This window comes from Mesobacillus harenae (assembly GCF_013343715.1).
Lineage (GTDB): Bacteria > Bacillota > Bacilli > Bacillales > Cytobacillaceae > Mesobacillus_A > Mesobacillus_A harenae.
Genome location: NZ_JABUNR010000004.1, coordinates 288,932 through 304,685, shown reverse-complemented (window position 1 = coordinate 304,685; position 15,754 = coordinate 288,932). Strand labels below are relative to the sequence as shown.

Annotated in this window: 18 protein-coding genes; 11 read left to right on the top strand and 7 right to left on the bottom strand. The window is 37.7% G+C overall.

The window, feature by feature from the left end; genetic code table 11:
- Window positions 1–341: 341 nt before the first annotated feature.
- Together HRJ06_RS07365 and HRJ06_RS07360 are read right to left on the bottom strand one after the other, a co-directional pair.
- The gene (locus HRJ06_RS07365) at window positions 342–446 is read right to left on the bottom strand and encodes a YjcZ family sporulation protein (RefSeq protein WP_174731133.1); all 105 of its coding nucleotides are present in this window, start codon (window positions 444–446) and stop codon (window positions 342–344) included.
- A 391-nt stretch (window positions 447–837) separates the two neighbouring features.
- Window positions 838–1,149: a metal-sulfur cluster assembly factor gene (locus HRJ06_RS07360; RefSeq protein WP_197969874.1), complete on the bottom strand. Its 312-nt coding sequence runs from the start codon at window positions 1,147–1,149 to the stop codon at window positions 838–840.
- Window positions 1,150–1,348: 199 nt separating this feature from the next.
- Between HRJ06_RS07360 and HRJ06_RS07355 the strand changes: the two genes are divergently transcribed.
- The gene (locus HRJ06_RS07355; RefSeq protein WP_174731127.1) at window positions 1,349–2,197 is read left to right on the top strand and encodes a glycerophosphodiester phosphodiesterase; all 849 of its coding nucleotides are present in this window, start codon (window positions 1,349–1,351) and stop codon (window positions 2,195–2,197) included.
- Between the two features lie 436 nt (window positions 2,198–2,633).
- On the opposite strand, the gene HRJ06_RS07350 is transcribed toward HRJ06_RS07355, so the two are convergent.
- The 3 genes from HRJ06_RS07350 to HRJ06_RS07340 form a co-directional block, all read right to left on the bottom strand.
- Window positions 2,634–4,103, bottom strand: a complete 1,470-nt coding sequence (locus tag HRJ06_RS07350) for a UDP-N-acetylmuramoyl-L-alanyl-D-glutamate--2,6-diaminopimelate ligase (protein ID WP_174731124.1) — start codon at window positions 4,101–4,103, stop codon at window positions 2,634–2,636.
- 381 nt (window positions 4,104–4,484) lie between these two features.
- Window positions 4,485–5,216, bottom strand: a complete 732-nt coding sequence (locus HRJ06_RS07345; protein ID WP_242035152.1) for a protein-glutamine gamma-glutamyltransferase — start codon at window positions 5,214–5,216, stop codon at window positions 4,485–4,487.
- Window positions 5,217–5,489: 273 nt separating this feature from the next.
- Window positions 5,490–7,334, bottom strand: a complete 1,845-nt coding sequence (locus tag HRJ06_RS07340; RefSeq protein ID WP_174731121.1) for a putative bifunctional diguanylate cyclase/phosphodiesterase — start codon at window positions 7,332–7,334, stop codon at window positions 5,490–5,492.
- Between the two features lie 456 nt (window positions 7,335–7,790).
- On the opposite strand from HRJ06_RS07340, the gene HRJ06_RS07335 reads away from it, so the two are divergent.
- The 5 genes from HRJ06_RS07335 to HRJ06_RS07320 all read left to right on the top strand — a co-directional run bounded on the left by HRJ06_RS07335 (window position 7,791) and on the right by HRJ06_RS07320 (window position 10,373).
- A complete protein-coding gene (locus HRJ06_RS07335; RefSeq protein WP_174731118.1) occupies window positions 7,791–7,919 on the top strand; it encodes a 3-methyladenine DNA glycosylase in 129 nt (42 codons plus the stop codon).
- 120 nt (window positions 7,920–8,039) lie between these two features.
- Window positions 8,040–8,279, top strand: a complete 240-nt coding sequence (locus HRJ06_RS07330) for a hypothetical protein (protein ID WP_174731115.1) — start codon at window positions 8,040–8,042, stop codon at window positions 8,277–8,279.
- Between the two features lie 75 nt (window positions 8,280–8,354).
- Window positions 8,355–8,777: a pyridoxamine 5'-phosphate oxidase family protein gene (locus HRJ06_RS07325; protein ID WP_174731112.1), complete on the top strand. Its 423-nt coding sequence runs from the start codon at window positions 8,355–8,357 to the stop codon at window positions 8,775–8,777.
- Between the two features lie 248 nt (window positions 8,778–9,025).
- Complete coding sequence (locus HRJ06_RS23440) at window positions 9,026–9,157, top strand: hypothetical protein (RefSeq protein WP_277874659.1); 132 nt, start codon at window positions 9,026–9,028, stop codon at window positions 9,155–9,157.
- Window positions 9,144–10,373, top strand: a complete 1,230-nt coding sequence (locus tag HRJ06_RS07320) for an NAD(P)/FAD-dependent oxidoreductase (RefSeq protein ID WP_174731109.1) — start codon at window positions 9,144–9,146, stop codon at window positions 10,371–10,373. Before HRJ06_RS23440 ends, HRJ06_RS07320 begins: the two co-directional genes overlap by 14 nt.
- Window positions 10,374–10,489: 116 nt before the next feature.
- Here the strand turns inward: HRJ06_RS07320 and HRJ06_RS07315 are convergent, their stop codons facing one another.
- The gene (locus HRJ06_RS07315; protein ID WP_174731106.1) at window positions 10,490–11,047 is read right to left on the bottom strand and encodes a M15 family metallopeptidase; all 558 of its coding nucleotides are present in this window, start codon (window positions 11,045–11,047) and stop codon (window positions 10,490–10,492) included.
- Window positions 11,048–11,137: 90 nt separating this feature from the next.
- A complete protein-coding gene (locus HRJ06_RS07310) occupies window positions 11,138–11,851 on the bottom strand; it encodes a DUF459 domain-containing protein (RefSeq protein WP_174731103.1) in 714 nt (237 codons plus the stop codon).
- A 242-nt stretch (window positions 11,852–12,093) separates the two neighbouring features.
- Here HRJ06_RS07310 and HRJ06_RS07305 point away from each other — a divergent pair, with 242 nt between their 5' ends.
- The 5 genes from HRJ06_RS07305 (at window position 12,094) to HRJ06_RS07285 (ending at window position 15,689) form a co-directional block, all read left to right on the top strand.
- Window positions 12,094–12,246 (top strand): YpzG family protein, encoded by a 153-nt coding sequence (locus HRJ06_RS07305; RefSeq protein WP_174731101.1) that lies wholly within the window; start codon window positions 12,094–12,096, stop codon window positions 12,244–12,246.
- A gap of 214 nt (window positions 12,247–12,460) precedes the next feature.
- Window positions 12,461–12,979 (top strand): DoxX family membrane protein, encoded by a 519-nt coding sequence (locus HRJ06_RS07300; protein WP_174731097.1) that lies wholly within the window; start codon window positions 12,461–12,463, stop codon window positions 12,977–12,979.
- Window positions 12,980–13,226: 247 nt separating this feature from the next.
- A complete protein-coding gene (locus HRJ06_RS07295) occupies window positions 13,227–13,739 on the top strand; it encodes a DoxX family membrane protein (protein ID WP_174731094.1) in 513 nt (170 codons plus the stop codon).
- A gap of 258 nt (window positions 13,740–13,997) precedes the next feature.
- Window positions 13,998–14,516: a DoxX family membrane protein gene (locus tag HRJ06_RS07290; protein WP_174731092.1), complete on the top strand. Its 519-nt coding sequence runs from the start codon at window positions 13,998–14,000 to the stop codon at window positions 14,514–14,516.
- A gap of 270 nt (window positions 14,517–14,786) precedes the next feature.
- Window positions 14,787–15,689: a selenium metabolism-associated LysR family transcriptional regulator gene (locus tag HRJ06_RS07285; RefSeq protein ID WP_174731089.1), complete on the top strand. Its 903-nt coding sequence runs from the start codon at window positions 14,787–14,789 to the stop codon at window positions 15,687–15,689.
- Window positions 15,690–15,754 lie beyond the last annotated feature (65 nt).

Here is a 15,754-nt window from a genome sequence, read left to right as displayed (position 1 = left end):
AAGTTCTTTTATCTGAAAATCGGTATATAAATTCTTCCCCATGATACTCCTCCGTCCCCTCAATAATTCTATTGAAACACAAAAAACCCCGTATAAGGGACACTTTTTTATCAGTGTCCGTTATACGGGGTATAGCTCATTCCTCAGGCACTTTTTTCATATTATACCTTCATTAGGTATATTCAATATCATTTTTATACATAGTCTCACACAGCTGTATCTGTGATATAGGACAGGACATCGATTAAAAGAATCTTAAAACTCTGCAGCCATATCATGCTGATGAGCTATACCGGTCGAGCGTGGCAAAACCCTAATTCATTTAAAAAGGGGGCAAAGCCTTAATAAGCTCCTCCGTAACCCCATGATGCTCCAATAATGATCAACAGAATGAACAATACAACGAGAAGGGCAAAGCCTCCGCCATAACCAAATCCATCAGCCATCTTACCAACCTCCTTTTTAATCTCAATATATCCTATTCAAAACCATCGAAATGTGCGAAACGCTAAATTAAAAAAAGTGCCCATCTTTAAGGCAAGGCACTTTAGGGGCATGAATAAAGAACCAGTTAAACCAAGGCTCATTCGGACAGCTCAAGCTGGAACACCTTTTTTATCATGGTTCATAGGAGCTAGTCAAAACAACTGATCAAAACCTTTTAAATGGTTTCCTAATTATCTTAAGATTTTTTGTTAAACTCGATCCGTTGAATGTTATAAGATAACCATTAACGGAAATATAAAGACCAAATCATATGCGATTTGGTCTTTAATTTGGTGTATTTATTAAAAGTTTACCCACGTAAACGGATCCTTTATATTAATGGGATTTGGGTTAGTTTTGTAAAGGCTGCAATTCGAGTGCATACCAGGCATAGCGAGTCATTTTGTCTGCTGACCACCTTGGACTTGTAACGATATTTATGTCAATATTCCTAAGAATCGTTAGTTTTTGTTTTAAGATTCGCTTCACTTCTTTGGCAATTACTTCTGCTAAAAAGCTATCCCCAGATGTAGTGGTCATAACAATTTGAACATCATTATCTTCTTTAATGCATACCTCGTATACAAGTCCCAAATTTACTATATCAATTCCAAGTGAAGGTTCAATGACTTCTTCCAGTGTATTATAAATTTTCCTTTTCAAAATCACACCCTCCTATCCATTCATCCTTAATCTTATTTTAAACAATAAAATAATCTGAAGGGGGGAAGAGGCTCACAGTTCACCTTTTTGTCAATTCTCAGTTTTGAAATTCGCCACTTTTCAGATGAAATCATAAACAAGTTGACAAATATTTTAAACCCCAGTACTATGGTCGGAAACGAGAGAATGGAGCAGATCTTTGACTTATTTAAAATTGATAATCCGGATATTAACACTTCTTCTTCACTTGTTAGGCAGAGCCGATAGGGTAGTTTCTTTTTTATTGCGGAAAAAAGCCCGTCCCCTCATAGTAGCCCACCGCGGTGCGGCGAGGTACTTTCCAGAAAACACTTTTCTTTCTTTTAATAAAGCAGTTGAGATGGGTGCTGATTTTCTGGAAATGGATGTTCAAATGTCGAAAGATGGGCATTTAGTGGTCATCCATGACGTAACAGTCAATCGAACCACCAATGGAAAAGGAAGAATATTTGAGTTAACCTTCGAGCAATTGAGTAAACTTAATGCAGGAAATAAAGGCAGCCTGCCTCAACCTGAAACCAGGTTACCGTCGTTTTCAGAAGTTTTAGATCAATACGCCGGTAAGATCGGATTATTGATAGAATTAAAAAATCCAGAATTGTATTCCGGAATTGAAAAGAAGATGGCTGAAGAACTAAAAAGCCGGGGGCTAGATCAGCTGAATAAGGGTGAAATTATCATCCAGTCTTTCAACAAAAACACTTTACTGAACTTTCACCAGGAGCTCCCAACAATCCCTCTTGGCCTGCTTATTAAACGATTTCAAGGTGCATCGAATGAAGGGGAGTTAAACAAACTATCAAAGTATGTGAACTATCTAAACCCTAAATATTCAATCCTGACTAAATCACTAGTCAGGCGTGCCCATAAACATGGACTTAAAGTAATTGTTTGGACAATTAAGGATAAAACAATGGCGGAGAAGGCCTTTAAACTAAATGTAGACGGAATAGTTACCGACTATCTTGAATTGCCATCTAAAAGCAATATAAAACAGGCCAGCAATTAAGCTAGTGGTGGATCTGACAAATAGACGGAGAAATTCCCCTTAATTAATAATAGCTCTGAAAATAGAGTTTAATAGGCGGAGAAATTCCTCTTATTTGATTCGAAAAACGTGAAAATAGGTAATTTTGCATTGTATAGGTGGAAAACTCCCCCTATTTACCCCAAAACGAGCTCAGTTTTGTATTTAACGGAAAAATATTCACTTATTTACTTTTGGCTGATCATTCGATTAAGGACAAGACATCTTATTTAAAAGGGAGTGAGTGTTAATCTCAGAATGGGTTTTATATAAATGATTTCTAATAAAACTCGCCAAAAAAACAATGGCGAGTTTTACTTTTTCTATACCATTAACGATGCTAAAACGACTGTCATTTCCGCACATATTTTAAAAAGCACATAAAATGGAACCCCATATAGTGTCCTGTTTTATACTGTTACACAACCTGTTCTCCATCCTTTGTTTTCTGAAGATACAGGAGAGCATCTTTATCACTGGATACCGGCAGTTCAAAGTTAACTTTATATTCCTCAGGACCTTTTCCCGTAATCAAGATCCAGTCACCTTTTTCTGCTGTTTCCCAAGCTTTTTGAATCGCAAGTGTACGATCAGCAATGACAGTCCCTTTCCCTAGTCCATACTTCTTGTTTAGTGCTTGCAGTTCGGAAAGCATGTCCTCTTCAGAAGTCCCATTTAGATCATCTAAGGTTAGGTAAAAGGAATCACTTAGCGCTGCTGAAGCCATGACCATATTTTCTCGTTTCGTCGTATCTCTTTCACCTCTAAACCCATAAATATGGATAATCTTATTGGCATCATGTTCCTTTGCGGCCTGCAAGCAGTATTCGATCGCATCTTCAGTATGGGCGTAATCGATTATAAAAGTCGCTCCGCTTGGGTGCTGCATCATTTCAAATCGCCCAGGAACTCCAGGGAAACTCTCCATTGCATTTACAATCACTTCTGGTCTAATTCCCAGATCCAGCGCTGTCAAGAAGGCCAGAGAAGCATTATATACATTGTGAAGCCCAGGATAAGGGAATGAAATGCCATAGACATCTTGTCCATGTTTTAATGAAAAGAAAGTTTCCCCATTGAGTTTTATATCTTCAATACTCAAGTCCCCGGATCCTTTTTCACCGAGTTCAATCACAGGTGTAGAAGTCGATTTCAACCGATCCGAAAGTATTGCTCCCCATGGATTCATGATGTTGATAACCGCTTTCCCTCCTGGTTTTAAGTATTCATACATTTTTGCTTTGGCCGTAAAGTACTCGTCCATACTATGGTGATAATCCAGATGGTCGTGAGATAAATTTGTAAACAGCCCATAATCTATTTCAAGTCCCTCAATTCTTGATTGTTCAAGTGCATGTGAAGAAACTTCCAAGACAACAAACTCATCATTGCTCTTGGAAATCATCTCCTGAATCAGAAGTGAATCAGGAGTGGTATTTACAGGCTCATACACTTCGTTGTTAATAACATAATTTACTGTCCCAAACAACGAACATGAGCGCCCTGCAGTATCTAGGATATGCTTAACAATATAAGAGACAGTCGTTTTTCCATTAGTACCAGTTATCCCGATAACCTTCCGCTTCTTTGAAGGGTAGCCATAATAAGAACTTGCTATTTTTCCAAGGGCGGGTCTGCTGTCCTGTACCACAACAAAAGGTATCGAAATATCTCCTATCCTCTCTCCTAGTATGGCTGCTGCTCCTTTTTCAATTGCTTCTTTAATATAATGATGCCCATCACTTTGATATCCGGAAATCGCTACAAACAAATCGCCCGGCATTACTTTCCGTGAGTCCATCTTAATACCTGTAATATCAGGGTTATGTAAAAGAGAATATTCCTCCACGCACCCTTCAAGGCTGTCGAGCACCTTGGATAATTTCATAGTAAAAACTCCCTTTGAGAAATAAATCATAGTGCTTGTTTAATAAAAATATAATTCATCTCCTTTTATATTCCCTTATTTCATAAAACTATGCCTTAAAACCACTTATTTATAAAGGAAAACGTGATAAATAAAAAAGCGATTTGAAATACCTCAAAATTCCATAATGTGAAACTGCTGTGTATCGGTATCTATAAAGCTTAAAAGTGAAGTCGTTCTTTGACTTCATCAGTTTATCGAAGCGATTCGAGTCGCTCTTATCGGGTTTGGAATTAATTCTGGAACAAAAATTAGCAAGGGGCTAGGGCAAGGCGAATTTTTAATTTTTATATTTCTTACCTTTTTAAGAAAGGAACGCATACGCGTTCCGTTACGAAATCCTTAGTTTTTGCTAAATTGAGCGAGATATCTAAAATTCAGCCGGCTATGCTGATTCAGTAAATATGCTGATTGGGTTGCCCCTTCCTTACGCAGAGTATTAAGAGCCTCTATCATTTGGGCAGCAGTTCCTATCCCAATTCCGTGCCCGAAATACAGCCCTTTACCAAGATAAACAGCATTTTCTCCATACCAAATCGGCTTTTTGTAGTCTGGGTTAAAAAAATAAATAACATCACCTGGAATAAATTCATCACCTGGACGGGTAATAATGGCAAGGTCGGGATCATAGTTCCAGTTCCACACAAGCAAGTTTCCGAAAAGCAGATTAAAATTTTTATCACCAATCACTTCAAGAACCGCTTTATAATAAATCAGCACAATTGCTGTGGAACACTCGAATCCATAAATATCTCCATTTAAAAAAACATCTCTTACGGCTTCTGCTGGACTTGCTGTTGGCTTTAGTTGATAGCCAGTACTCCGTTTAATCCAATACCTTGGATTAAAGTTTGAGTGTCTAAAGGATGTAAATGATGCTCCGCTGTCTTTTAATAAAAGTGCAGCCCTTATTATTTGTTCGCGCAGGATTATTTCAAATCTTAAATCCCTGGCAGTGTTATAAATGAATGTTTCACTGCTTTTTTCCAGTTCCTCATAAATCTCCCTTTGCTTCCCCTCTAGATTCGCAGGCAGCTGCGTTCCCAGTTGACCTGCCATCCTAATGGTTATCATGTCACTCCTCCTCAAAGCTACATATTACAATGCAAAAACTGGCCTTTTCTATTAGCCTATGAACGAAGATGTTTATGGTGAGCGGCTTATCGATTGAACCGGCAATTCAGAGTTAAAGACAATCAGATTTTCCAAAAATTAAGAAGGATTACGAAACGTAAAAAAAGCCCAATCCTAATTTAGGATGAGGCAAATAAATGGGTGCTGAGGACTTATAGAAAGATGAATCTTACTGCAGAATTAATGTAAGAAAGATAATGGTCTGGCAAATAGCTACCTCTTTATTAACATACGGTCGATATAATTACTTATTTGTGTGTCATTCAGCGGCATGCTGTAGAAAAATCCCTGGGCTTCATCACAGCCCTGCTGAATGAGGTGTTTTTCTTGGTCCCCTGCTTCCACACCTTCGGCAACGACTTTTAGACCAAGGTTTTTTGCAAGAGACAGGATCGCATTAACAATCGAGATATCATCTCTATTTGAAGCAAGATCCTTAATAAATGATTTATCTATTTTTATGCTTTGAATATCGAATTCTTTTAAATAATTCAAAGAACTGTATCCTGTTCCAAAGTCATCAATTGATATATGAACTCCCATTAGGTTTAATTGCTTTAACACTTCCATTGTATAAAGCGTGTCTTCCATTGCCGTGCTTTCAGTGATCTCGAGGCCCAGCCTATTTGCTGGAAGACCACTGATTTGTAAAGCCCTAGAAATAGACTCCAAGAGGTTCTTTTTCGTAAACTGCTTAAGAGACAGATTAACCGAAATCCTAAAGCTTTCTCCATATGTTTTATTCCAGTTCTGAACTTGGGAACAGGCCTCTTCAAGAACCCATTGGCCAATAGGCAAAATAAGACCTGTGTCCTCAGCAATTTTAATAAACTGATCTGGCAAAACCATACCCATTTTGGGGCGGTTCCACCTGATTAGTGCTTCAAACCCGATTATTTTATTAGACTTCAAATCAATTTGCGGCTGGTAATGCAGAAGAAATTCCTTCCGTTTGAGCGCCCTAGATAAATCTTCTTTTAATTGAAGTTCTGACAGCCTGTCCTTTTCCATCTGTTTGTCAAAAATAGAAAACCTGTTCCTTCCCTTGCCTTTTGCATTATACATAGCCATATCAGACTTTTTTTGCAAATCATCCAAGTTCGATCCATCCTCCGGGTAACTGGCTATTCCTATGCTTGACGTAACACCTAATACACAATGGTCTATGTAAATGGGCTCACAAAATAAGGAGATTAATTTTTGCGCAAACTCTTGGATCGTTTCTTTGTAATCCATTTCCTTAAAAATAACAATAAATTCATCTCCACCCAGCCTTGCAGCCATATCTCCGTCATTAAGACTAAGGTTCAGACGATCAGCAATTATTTTTAAAACATGATCTCCAAACTGATGCCCGTAAAAGTCATTAATTTGCTTAAAATGGTCCAGGTCAATATTAAGCAAGCTGAATCGTTCATCACCTTCGATCAGTTCCTCCATTTTATTCTGAATAAACAAACGGTTATACATAGAAGTCAGGGGATCATGGTGTGCTAAATAGGATAATTCAATATTTTTACTAATAATTTCTTGTTGCTTCTCCGTATACTGCTTTTCCCCATAGCCGATTGTAATGAAAATCAAAAGCAGTAAACTCAGAAATTCAATAATAAAAAAATAGGAATTTCCGCTGATGAAAAATGCTTCACCAACAGTCAACACAGCACCAAACATCACTAAGCCAATCATTAATGACACGAAAAACAACAAAGAATTGGCCACTTTTTTTCTATTAATATACTGATCAATTCTAATCTGCTGAATAACTCTTTGGGTTAGAAACATAGAAGTGGTTGTATGAACGATTCCCACTCCCAGCACAAACCCGCTGATACTTGTGTAAGATAAGACCGCTATGAAATAAACACTCTCTATTGCCACGAAGCCTATCCCCAAACCTATGCTATAAAGAAAAAAATGAACTGATTTCATACTGTGTTCAATTCTTGTTAAACGGCTAAATCCACCAAAGAATAATAAAAAGGTAAGAAAGAACAGCGGGACCCATTTCAGACCTACCATTTCTGCAAAGTCCAATTTTAAAAACGTTTTTAACATTAAAAAGATGGAACCCCAATAGAGAATAGTTGTTATTGAGGACAGAAAAACGTGTGTCCTTTTTTGATCTGTGCGAATTTTAGTTCGCAAAAGCCAATAAAAAAAGACAAAATTCAATAAAATGGAGCACAAAATTAAAATCTGCTCTGAAACCATATTGACCTCCAATTTACTTTGCTAGTGAGTTTCTTTTTCTTCTAAACTTCATGCCAATATCGTAAGCTAGTAAAATTTTTCGTCTATTGGAAACATTATACTATAATGGTTTATATAACCATAGGGGGGTTCTTTATTTTAATGACTCAACGAAAAGAAGGTTGAGGGAAGACCAGACAAGTTCCTAAGCCCTTTTCAATAGTGAGAGAACGCACATGTTTAGTGAATGCACAATATTTCTGTTTTTTCACCTGCTAATGAGGGTAAAACTCTATTAATACACTATAAGGAGGACTCAAGGTGAAAGAACAATCCAAAGTAACCAAAAATGACTCTATTGAACAAAAGGAAAAGAAACAAAGTCATAAAGATATCGAACCAGAACGAGAGCCAGAAACCCCACAAAATGAGAAAAATACTAATTACTAAATAGCCTGCAAAAATAACTTTTGATAATATTATTATCGGCCGCCTTTGATCGAACTACTTCATGCTCTTACCTGCCAACATAAAAAATCTTGGTTAGTCCCGAGAGAGAGAGGTGTACGTATGGGAGGAAAAGAAAAACATTCGAATCAGAAAACGACAGGCAAATCCATGGATAATCCAGAACAATACCCAACTGAAAAAGAAAGTTTATTTGATAAGTTCGAAAGCGAGCAGACAGTTGACTCAATACCAATGGAAGATTTAAATATGGAAAAAGAAGAAGAAAAAGATGGACCAAATACAAAGGATCAGTCATCTACAGAAAAAAAATATAAGCAAGATTTTGATAACAACAGATAAGAATCCTTTATTTTTAAGATAAATTTTTCAGCTGAATATGGACACAATAAGTAGAGCTGTGAAAGGAGCGATTATATGGATCAGAAAAGTCTAAAGGAGCAAGTCCTTAAGGTACTTGAAAACAATCATGTCGGGACATTAGCCACAGTTGAAAAAAATAAGCCGCATTCAAGGTATATGACTTTTTTCAATGATGATTTAAAGTTGTATACACCAACTAGCAAGCAAACCTATAAAGTAGAAGAGCTTGAAGAAAATCCTTATGTTCATATACTGCTGGGCTATAACGGAGATGGCCGTGGAGATGCATACGTTGAAGCAGAAGGAAAGACTGTGATTAATGAAGATCAGGAATTAAAGAAAAAACTTTGGAACGAAGAAATGAAACCATGGATTGAAAGCCCTGATGATCCAGATTATGTAGTGCTTGAAATTGACCTTTCAATGGTACGATTTATGAATGGCAATGATCATTCTGGTGAAGTACTAGAACTTTAATAACCCTGCACCGGTTTATAGCCGGTGTTTTTTTTCGATAAACGGATGCGTGCCCCACGCCCAGCAACTAGTATTTTGCGTTCTCCCCTATACTGTCATACCTCTTCGTATTGGCCAAAGTGAGACGAGAGCCTACGCTTTGTTTATAACTTCTATCTTCCTTTTGTCAGATTTCCGCCATAATTTCCTCCTAGATATTATTGCTTAAATTAAATTATTATCGTAATCTATTGATAGAGAAAATGAATGTGAATGTTTTCACAAATAACCATCTTCCAGAGCAGCCAGCTCTATATTTTTTGGTTCGTATTGTGAATTATTTCACATTTGTAAACTATGGCTTGAATGAAGAAAGAGGGGTTAAAAATGAAGAAGAGTAAAATTGTTATTCTTGGAGGCGGCTACGGGGGCTTAATAACCAGCCGAACATTAGAAAAACTGTTAAAACAAGACGAAGCAGAAGTGACACTAATCAATAAACATGATTACCATTATATTGCAACACAGCTGCATAAAACCGGGGCAGGAACCGCAACTGACGAAAGAAACACTTTAAATATTCCCAGTCTTTTGTCAAAAGGGAAAATAGATTTTAAACGCGGCACCGTTACGGACCTTAATATTAATCAACAAGTTGTTATGCTTGAATCAGGCGAAACAGTAGATTATGACTATCTATTAATTACGCTTGGTTTTGATGTTGACACGTTTGGTATACCTGGTATCGAAGAATTTGCTTTTAAGATACGAAGTTTTCGAAGTACAAAAGCAATCCAAAACCATATTATTAAACAATTTTCATCCTATCAAGAGGACAAGGATCCTAGCCGATTAACTTTTGCGGTAGCTGGAGGAGGGTTTACAGGAGTTGAGATGATTGGAGAACTGTTTGAGGCTATGCCAAACCTCTGCAGGGTCTACAACATACCTGTGGAAAAAACTAGGATTATTAACATTGAAGCCTCTAATACTCTGCTGCCAGGATTTGCCGAGGAAGCAATTGCCTTCGCATCAAAATATATTAAGAAGAATCGAGTTGAAGTATTGACTTCTTCTAAAATCCTTGAGTATACAGGTGACATCATTAAGCTTGATAATGGAAAAGAGATCGAGGCTAAAACACTTGTATGGTCTGGTGGTGTCAGAGGAAATAAGATTCTTGAAACTCTAGGTGTACCAATCCAAAAGGGAAGGGTTCGAGTAGATAGGGAATTGAAAGTCCATGGATTCACAAATATATTCTGTCTCGGTGATGCCTCCTTATTTCTAAAGGAAGACAATACACCGCTTCCTCCAACTGCACAGGTTGCAATCCAGCAAGCCCAGCTTTGCGGAAAGAATCTGGTATCAGTAATTCGCGGTGAAAAACTCCATGCATTTGAATATCACCATAAAGGAACGGTAGCTTCAATTGGAAACAGAGCAGCAGTTGGTAAAGTGGGTGATATAAAAGTCACAGGCAGCTTTGCAGCACTATTAAAGCAAGTGATTGAAGCGAGATACCTTCTCGTTCTAGGTGGACCAAGACTTCTGTTAAAGCAGCTTTTCAAGTCTAAAAAAACGCAGCCAAAGGTCTCTCTATCCAACCTGAAATAACTATTATACAGTCCGCAGCTTTAGCAAGTAATGGCGTAGCCCAGGCCAAGTTAAGTTCAAAAAAACTCTAGCCGGTTTAATTAATAAACCACTAGAGTTTTTATATAAATTTTACATCATTTTAGGACGTCGCTCCCAGGAGGCCTCTTCCCTCTTTGCAGCTCGTGGATCGATAATCCAAATGGCATTTCCAGGTGGGGATAATCTTTAAACCTTTTCCAGTCTCCTCCCCATTCAAAACCAAGATCTTTAGCTATAGCCACGACTTCCATCCAGTCTGACTCTCCATTTCCATTCCCATCATAGTTCATGTCCCAAATAGCCTTTCCTTCCTTAGATAAAAGGGCAAAATCAATCGCAAGTCCAAAGTTATGATAGGACTCTCCTCCTTTGGCATACGTAACAATATTTCCGTCCTCTGACCGCCCTTGTTCATATAATCTGTCCTGATCTGCTTTACTTCTGAACCCATCGGTAATTATTATTTGTATTCCTTTCTCTGCACCTTCTTGAATTAAGATATCCCTATTCTCTGCCACTTTAGGATGCAGCTGATCAGGCAAAGGCACATCTTCATTGATATGCGGGGCAGAAGTATATTGATATAGCAGAAGTAATAAAACTAGTAAAAATAATAAACTAACTAAAAACTTACCCAGCTTTTTGGCCTTCACAGTAGATTTTCCTTTCGTTGCTGTATCTTCTCCTATTCTACCAATTTTTTAGTTCTAGGGGGATTCATTTGTGTTTTGAAAACATCCACCTTATTTAAATTCAAATTTAGTCAATACCCTTTCGGCAATAAGTTTGTATCCTTTGTGGTTGGGATGAAGTGAATCATGAAAATACTCTTTTTTTTGTTTCCCTTTAAATAAATCATTCGTGTTTATAAAATAAATCCTGTCATTTCCCTTTGCTAACTCAGCAATTGAGTTATTCCATCGATCAAATTGTTTTTCAATTTCTTCTGATTCTAGAACTGGATTATATAGTCCCAAGAGCAGAATTGGGGCTGAATCATTTTCAATTTTTAAGATTTTAATAATTTCTTTCATATTTTTAATGTATACTTTCCTTGCCTGTTCAATCCTTTCGGGAAACAAGGGGTTTAAGTCTCCGCCATTAGAATTAATTAAGTCATTTGTGCCAATGAAGACAATCAAATAATTAGCTTCATTTATTTCGCTGATGACAATAGGTTCAGCGAACTGCTTTAAAACTCCTGAACTCTCAAGTCCATAAACACCGTTATTTTTAAAGGTATAAATTCTCTCTTCATTGTTTTCATTTAATCTTTGCTTAAGGACACTGATATAGCCACCGGCTTGGTGATCTCCATAACCATAGGTTAGTGAGTCTCCAAAAGCGACGATGCTACTCACTTCTGTCTGTTTTTTTGGAAACGAGCCATATTCGGTAAATATCAGGATTATTGCAAAGCCAAGCGCAGCAAGCAGCAAGAACACTATGTTTCTCATGGTGTATCTCCTTTTTCACTTTTACTTTTAAGATCCTTATTTACCCTAAAAATAGGGACAATTAAACAGGGTAAACTGCTAGCATTCGAAATACCTTGCCTTATCTTGGTTCTTATTTAATTTATAGAAGCCCTCTTAAATCCAAAAACGTGTATATTTTGTATTTGATATAAGAAGGATAAGGTTGATATTCAAAATGAATATCAACAACGTTTCACTATCCTGCCTGTGAGGTGATTGCATTGAGTTACAAAGATCAATTAGATCAGCACTCTGAGCTATTTCACCATCCTTGGACAAGAAGAAAACATACAAAGTCTCAAATTAATGGTCAAACTGAAGTGTCCAAGACTACGCGAATTTTGTTAAGTAACGCAAAGGCACACCGGTGGTAAAAGGGTAAACTGAAACGGATGAAAAAAGACGCGCTTAGCGTCTTTTTTCGTTGATTAAAATTGCGCTTAAAAACCATGGCGTTCAATTTTTAGTCAATAAGCTTTTAACGTTCTGTGAACACACCGATCAATCAAACAACTTATCATTAACGTGGTATATATTGTAAGTGTAGTAACTAACTATTCAATTACCAATGGAAAGGCGGAATCTTTTATGTTTAATCAATTTTTAAGAGAAAATAAAATTGCAGCAGGCATTTTAACAGTCATTCGATTATATCTCGGGTACGCGTGGATGACAGCAGGCTGGGGCAAGATCACAGGGGGATTTGATGCTTCTGGATATTTGGCTAATGCAGTGGCCAATCCTGTCAAAGGGCCCGATGGCAACATGGTTTACGGCTGGTATGTATCATTTTTAGAAGGCGTTGCACTTCCAAATATTGCTTTGTTTAACTTCCTTGTTCCTTGGGGCGAATTTCTAGTAGGACTTGGATTATTGCTCGGCTGCTTAACAACAGCTGCCATGTTTTTCGGTCTTTTGATGAATTTCTCATTCTTCCTTGCAGGTACAGTATCTCACAACCCAACAGACATATTCCTTGGTTTTATTATCCTAGCAGCGGGCTACAATGCAGGCCGCTATGGACTGGATCGATGGGTACTTCCTTTCATCCGCAAAACATTCAACAAACGAGTAGGTATTTCAGAAAGCACTAAAATTCCTGTATAAGTAAAACTTCATCCTTACGCCTCCTACTATTCAATATAATCTTTAGGAGGTTTTTTTTATAAAAAACTAGCTCAATAAATTTTAAAAAACCCTCAGACTTTTAAAAAACTTGGTCGTTCAATTTTTAGACAATAAGCTATTAACAAATTGTGAACTATTTCACAAACCTATTTAATTCCCCATTGTTATCTTATATATTGTAAGTGTAGTAAGTAATATTTAAACAAAACGAAAGGCGGAATCTTTCATGTTTAATCAATTATTAAGAGAAAACAAAATTGCAGCGGGCATTTTAACAGTCATACGATTATATCTTGGGTACGCGTGGATGACAGCAGGCTGGGGCAAGATCACGGGAGGATTTGATGCTTCTGGATACTTGGCAAATGCAATTGCCAATCCTGTCAAAGGCCCAGACGGCAGTATGGTTTACGGATGGTATGTATCTTTCCTAGAAGGCGTTGCACTTCCGAATATAGCTTTGTTTAACTTCCTTGTACCTTGGGGTGAATTTCTTGTAGGGCTTGGCCTATTGCTTGGCTGCTTGACAACTGCCGCGATGTTCTTCGGTCTTGTAATGAATTTTTCTTTCTTCCTTGCAGGTACAGTATCTCATAACCCTACTGACATCTTCCTTGGATTTATCATCCTTGCTGCTGGATACAATGCAGGCCGCTTTGGTTTAGATCGCTGGGTAATTCCATATATCCGCAAAACCATTAATAAAAAGACAGCTGTAGCTGAAAAGGCTACAGCATAACTGGATACCATCCCTTATGTTTGTAAAGTAAGGGGTGGTACCCAAAGTTCATCAAATCGAACTTACTAATTACGAATACATCAAGGTACCTTCGATCGTTCCTTGCTCTGCTAAACAAATGGTCGTTCAATCTTTTGTCAATAAGACTTTAACGTTCTGTGAACAGCTTCTAAACCCTATTCCTAAAAGAACTTCCACGGTATATATTGGAAGTGTAGAAACAATCAATTAACTTAAAAACGAAAGGCGGAATCTTTCATGTTTAATCAATTATTAAGAGAAAACAACATTGCAGCAGGCATTTTAACAGTCATACGGTTATATCTTGGATACGCGTGGATGACAGCAGGCTGGGGCAAGATCACGGGAGGATTTGATGCTTCTGGATACTTGGCGAATGCAGTGGCCAATCCTGTCAAAGGGCCAGACGGCAGTATGGTTTACGGATGGTATGTATCTTTTCTTGAAGGTGTTGCACTTCCGAATATCGCTTTGTTTAACTTCCTTGTACCTTGGGGTGAATTCCTTGTAGGACTTGGCCTATTGCTTGGCTGCTTGACAACTGCAGCAATGTTCTTCGGACTTGTAATGAATTTCTCTTTCTTCCTTGCAGGAACAGTATCTCATAACCCTACTGACATCTTCCTTGGCTTCATCATCCTTGCTGCTGGATACAATGCAGGCCGCTTCGGACTTGACCGCTGGGTGATCCCATATATCCGGAAAATGTTCAACAAGCAAACTGAAACATCTGGCAGCACAAAGGTCACAGTTTAAGTTCAACTCCAATTAATTCAGAGTCAATCCCCTGCATGCCGCAAAGTGTGCAGGGTTTTTCATTCTATAGGACTTCTTTTCGCAAAACACTCTAGAAACTTTATAAAGGATTGTACTTGCATAAAAGAAGCTATCTTTACCTGAAGCTTTCATCCACTCCCTCTAAGTTAGGTTCTAATTTCCCCTTCAAAATGGTATCCTTATTTTAATTCGTTTTATCTATTAATCTCTATATAGAAAATCGTTTTTATAAATAGATGGAGGGATATTATGGATTTACATCAACTTTACGTTTTTACCAAGGTAGTGGAGCATAAAAGTTTTTCCAAAGCTGCCGATGATATTTCATTAAGCCAATCGACGGTCAGCTCACATATACATTCATTGGAAAAGTCCTTAAATATCACTCTTTTTGACCGTGTCGGGAGAGAAAGCATCCTTACATCTTCCGGACAGCGCTTATATGAGTGGGCCCGCAAGCTTTTATTATTAAAAGATGAAGCGCTGCTGGATTTAAATGTGGGGCTAAAGGATTTACGAGGTGACATCAGGATTGCAGCCAGTTCTGTTCCTGGACAGTTTCTTGTCCCTAATATGGTGAAGCTCTTTAGGGAAGAGTGCCCCTCTGTAACCTTTCATATCAACCAGTCCCCTTCAAAAGTCGTGGCTGAAAAAGTTTTAAGCGGGGCAGTAGATGTGGGTATACTCGGAGAAAAGTATGACAATGAGAAACTGTGCTATATTCCTTTGTTAAAAGAAGGTTTGGTGCTCGTATCACCTAGTCATATGAAGATAAGAAGCCCTCTTAATATTCACGAAATTATTCGGCATCCAATGGTTTTAAGAGGTTCAGAATCCGGAACAAACGCCCTTCTTGAAAAATTTTTTAAGAAAAACAACATATCAAAAGATCAATTGAATGTTATTGCCTACACTGACTGCGGGCAAAGCTTAATCCAATTTGTCAAACAAGGGATTGCAATTTCCATTATATCTGAGATCGCCTCTCGTGAGTATTCAGCCGCTAATCCTCTTGTTGCAACTCATCAAATAGACGGTTTTACCGAAGAACGATATTTTTACCTTGTCTATAATGTAAACCGGACGCTTTCGATGGCCACCAAGTTATTTATTGAAAAAGCAAAAGAACTATTATTAGAGCAGCTGGATTAGCTGCTCTTCTTTTTGTGTTTTTATACTTTTTAAGAGGGAAAAGGAAAATTAGTTGCCAAATGGGA

Coding starts and splice junctions, on each gene's coding strand:
- HRJ06_RS07290 (WP_174731092.1), top strand. CDS start 13,998: ATGTTTAATCAATTATTAAGAGAAAACAACATTGCAGCAGGCATTTTA.
- HRJ06_RS07310 (WP_174731103.1), bottom strand. CDS start 11,851: ATGAGAAACATAGTGTTCTTGCTGCTTGCTGCGCTTGGCTTTGCAATA.
- HRJ06_RS07340 (WP_174731121.1), bottom strand. CDS start 7,334: ATGTTAAAAACGTTTTTAAAATTGGACTTTGCAGAAATGGTAGGTCTG.
- HRJ06_RS07295 (WP_174731094.1), top strand. CDS start 13,227: ATGTTTAATCAATTATTAAGAGAAAACAAAATTGCAGCGGGCATTTTA.
- HRJ06_RS07320 (WP_174731109.1), top strand. CDS start 9,144: ATGAAGAAGAGTAAAATTGTTATTCTTGGAGGCGGCTACGGGGGCTTA.
- HRJ06_RS07285 (WP_174731089.1), top strand. CDS start 14,787: ATGGATTTACATCAACTTTACGTTTTTACCAAGGTAGTGGAGCATAAA.
- HRJ06_RS07325 (WP_174731112.1), top strand. CDS start 8,355: ATGGATCAGAAAAGTCTAAAGGAGCAAGTCCTTAAGGTACTTGAAAAC.
- HRJ06_RS07330 (WP_174731115.1), top strand. CDS start 8,040: ATGGGAGGAAAAGAAAAACATTCGAATCAGAAAACGACAGGCAAATCC.
- HRJ06_RS07350 (WP_174731124.1), bottom strand. CDS start 4,103: ATGAAATTATCCAAGGTGCTCGACAGCCTTGAAGGGTGCGTGGAGGAA.
- HRJ06_RS07300 (WP_174731097.1), top strand. CDS start 12,461: ATGTTTAATCAATTTTTAAGAGAAAATAAAATTGCAGCAGGCATTTTA.
- HRJ06_RS07345 (WP_242035152.1), bottom strand. CDS start 5,216: ATGATAACCATTAGGATGGCAGGTCAACTGGGAACGCAGCTGCCTGCG.
- HRJ06_RS07365 (WP_174731133.1), bottom strand. CDS start 446: ATGGCTGATGGATTTGGTTATGGCGGAGGCTTTGCCCTTCTCGTTGTA.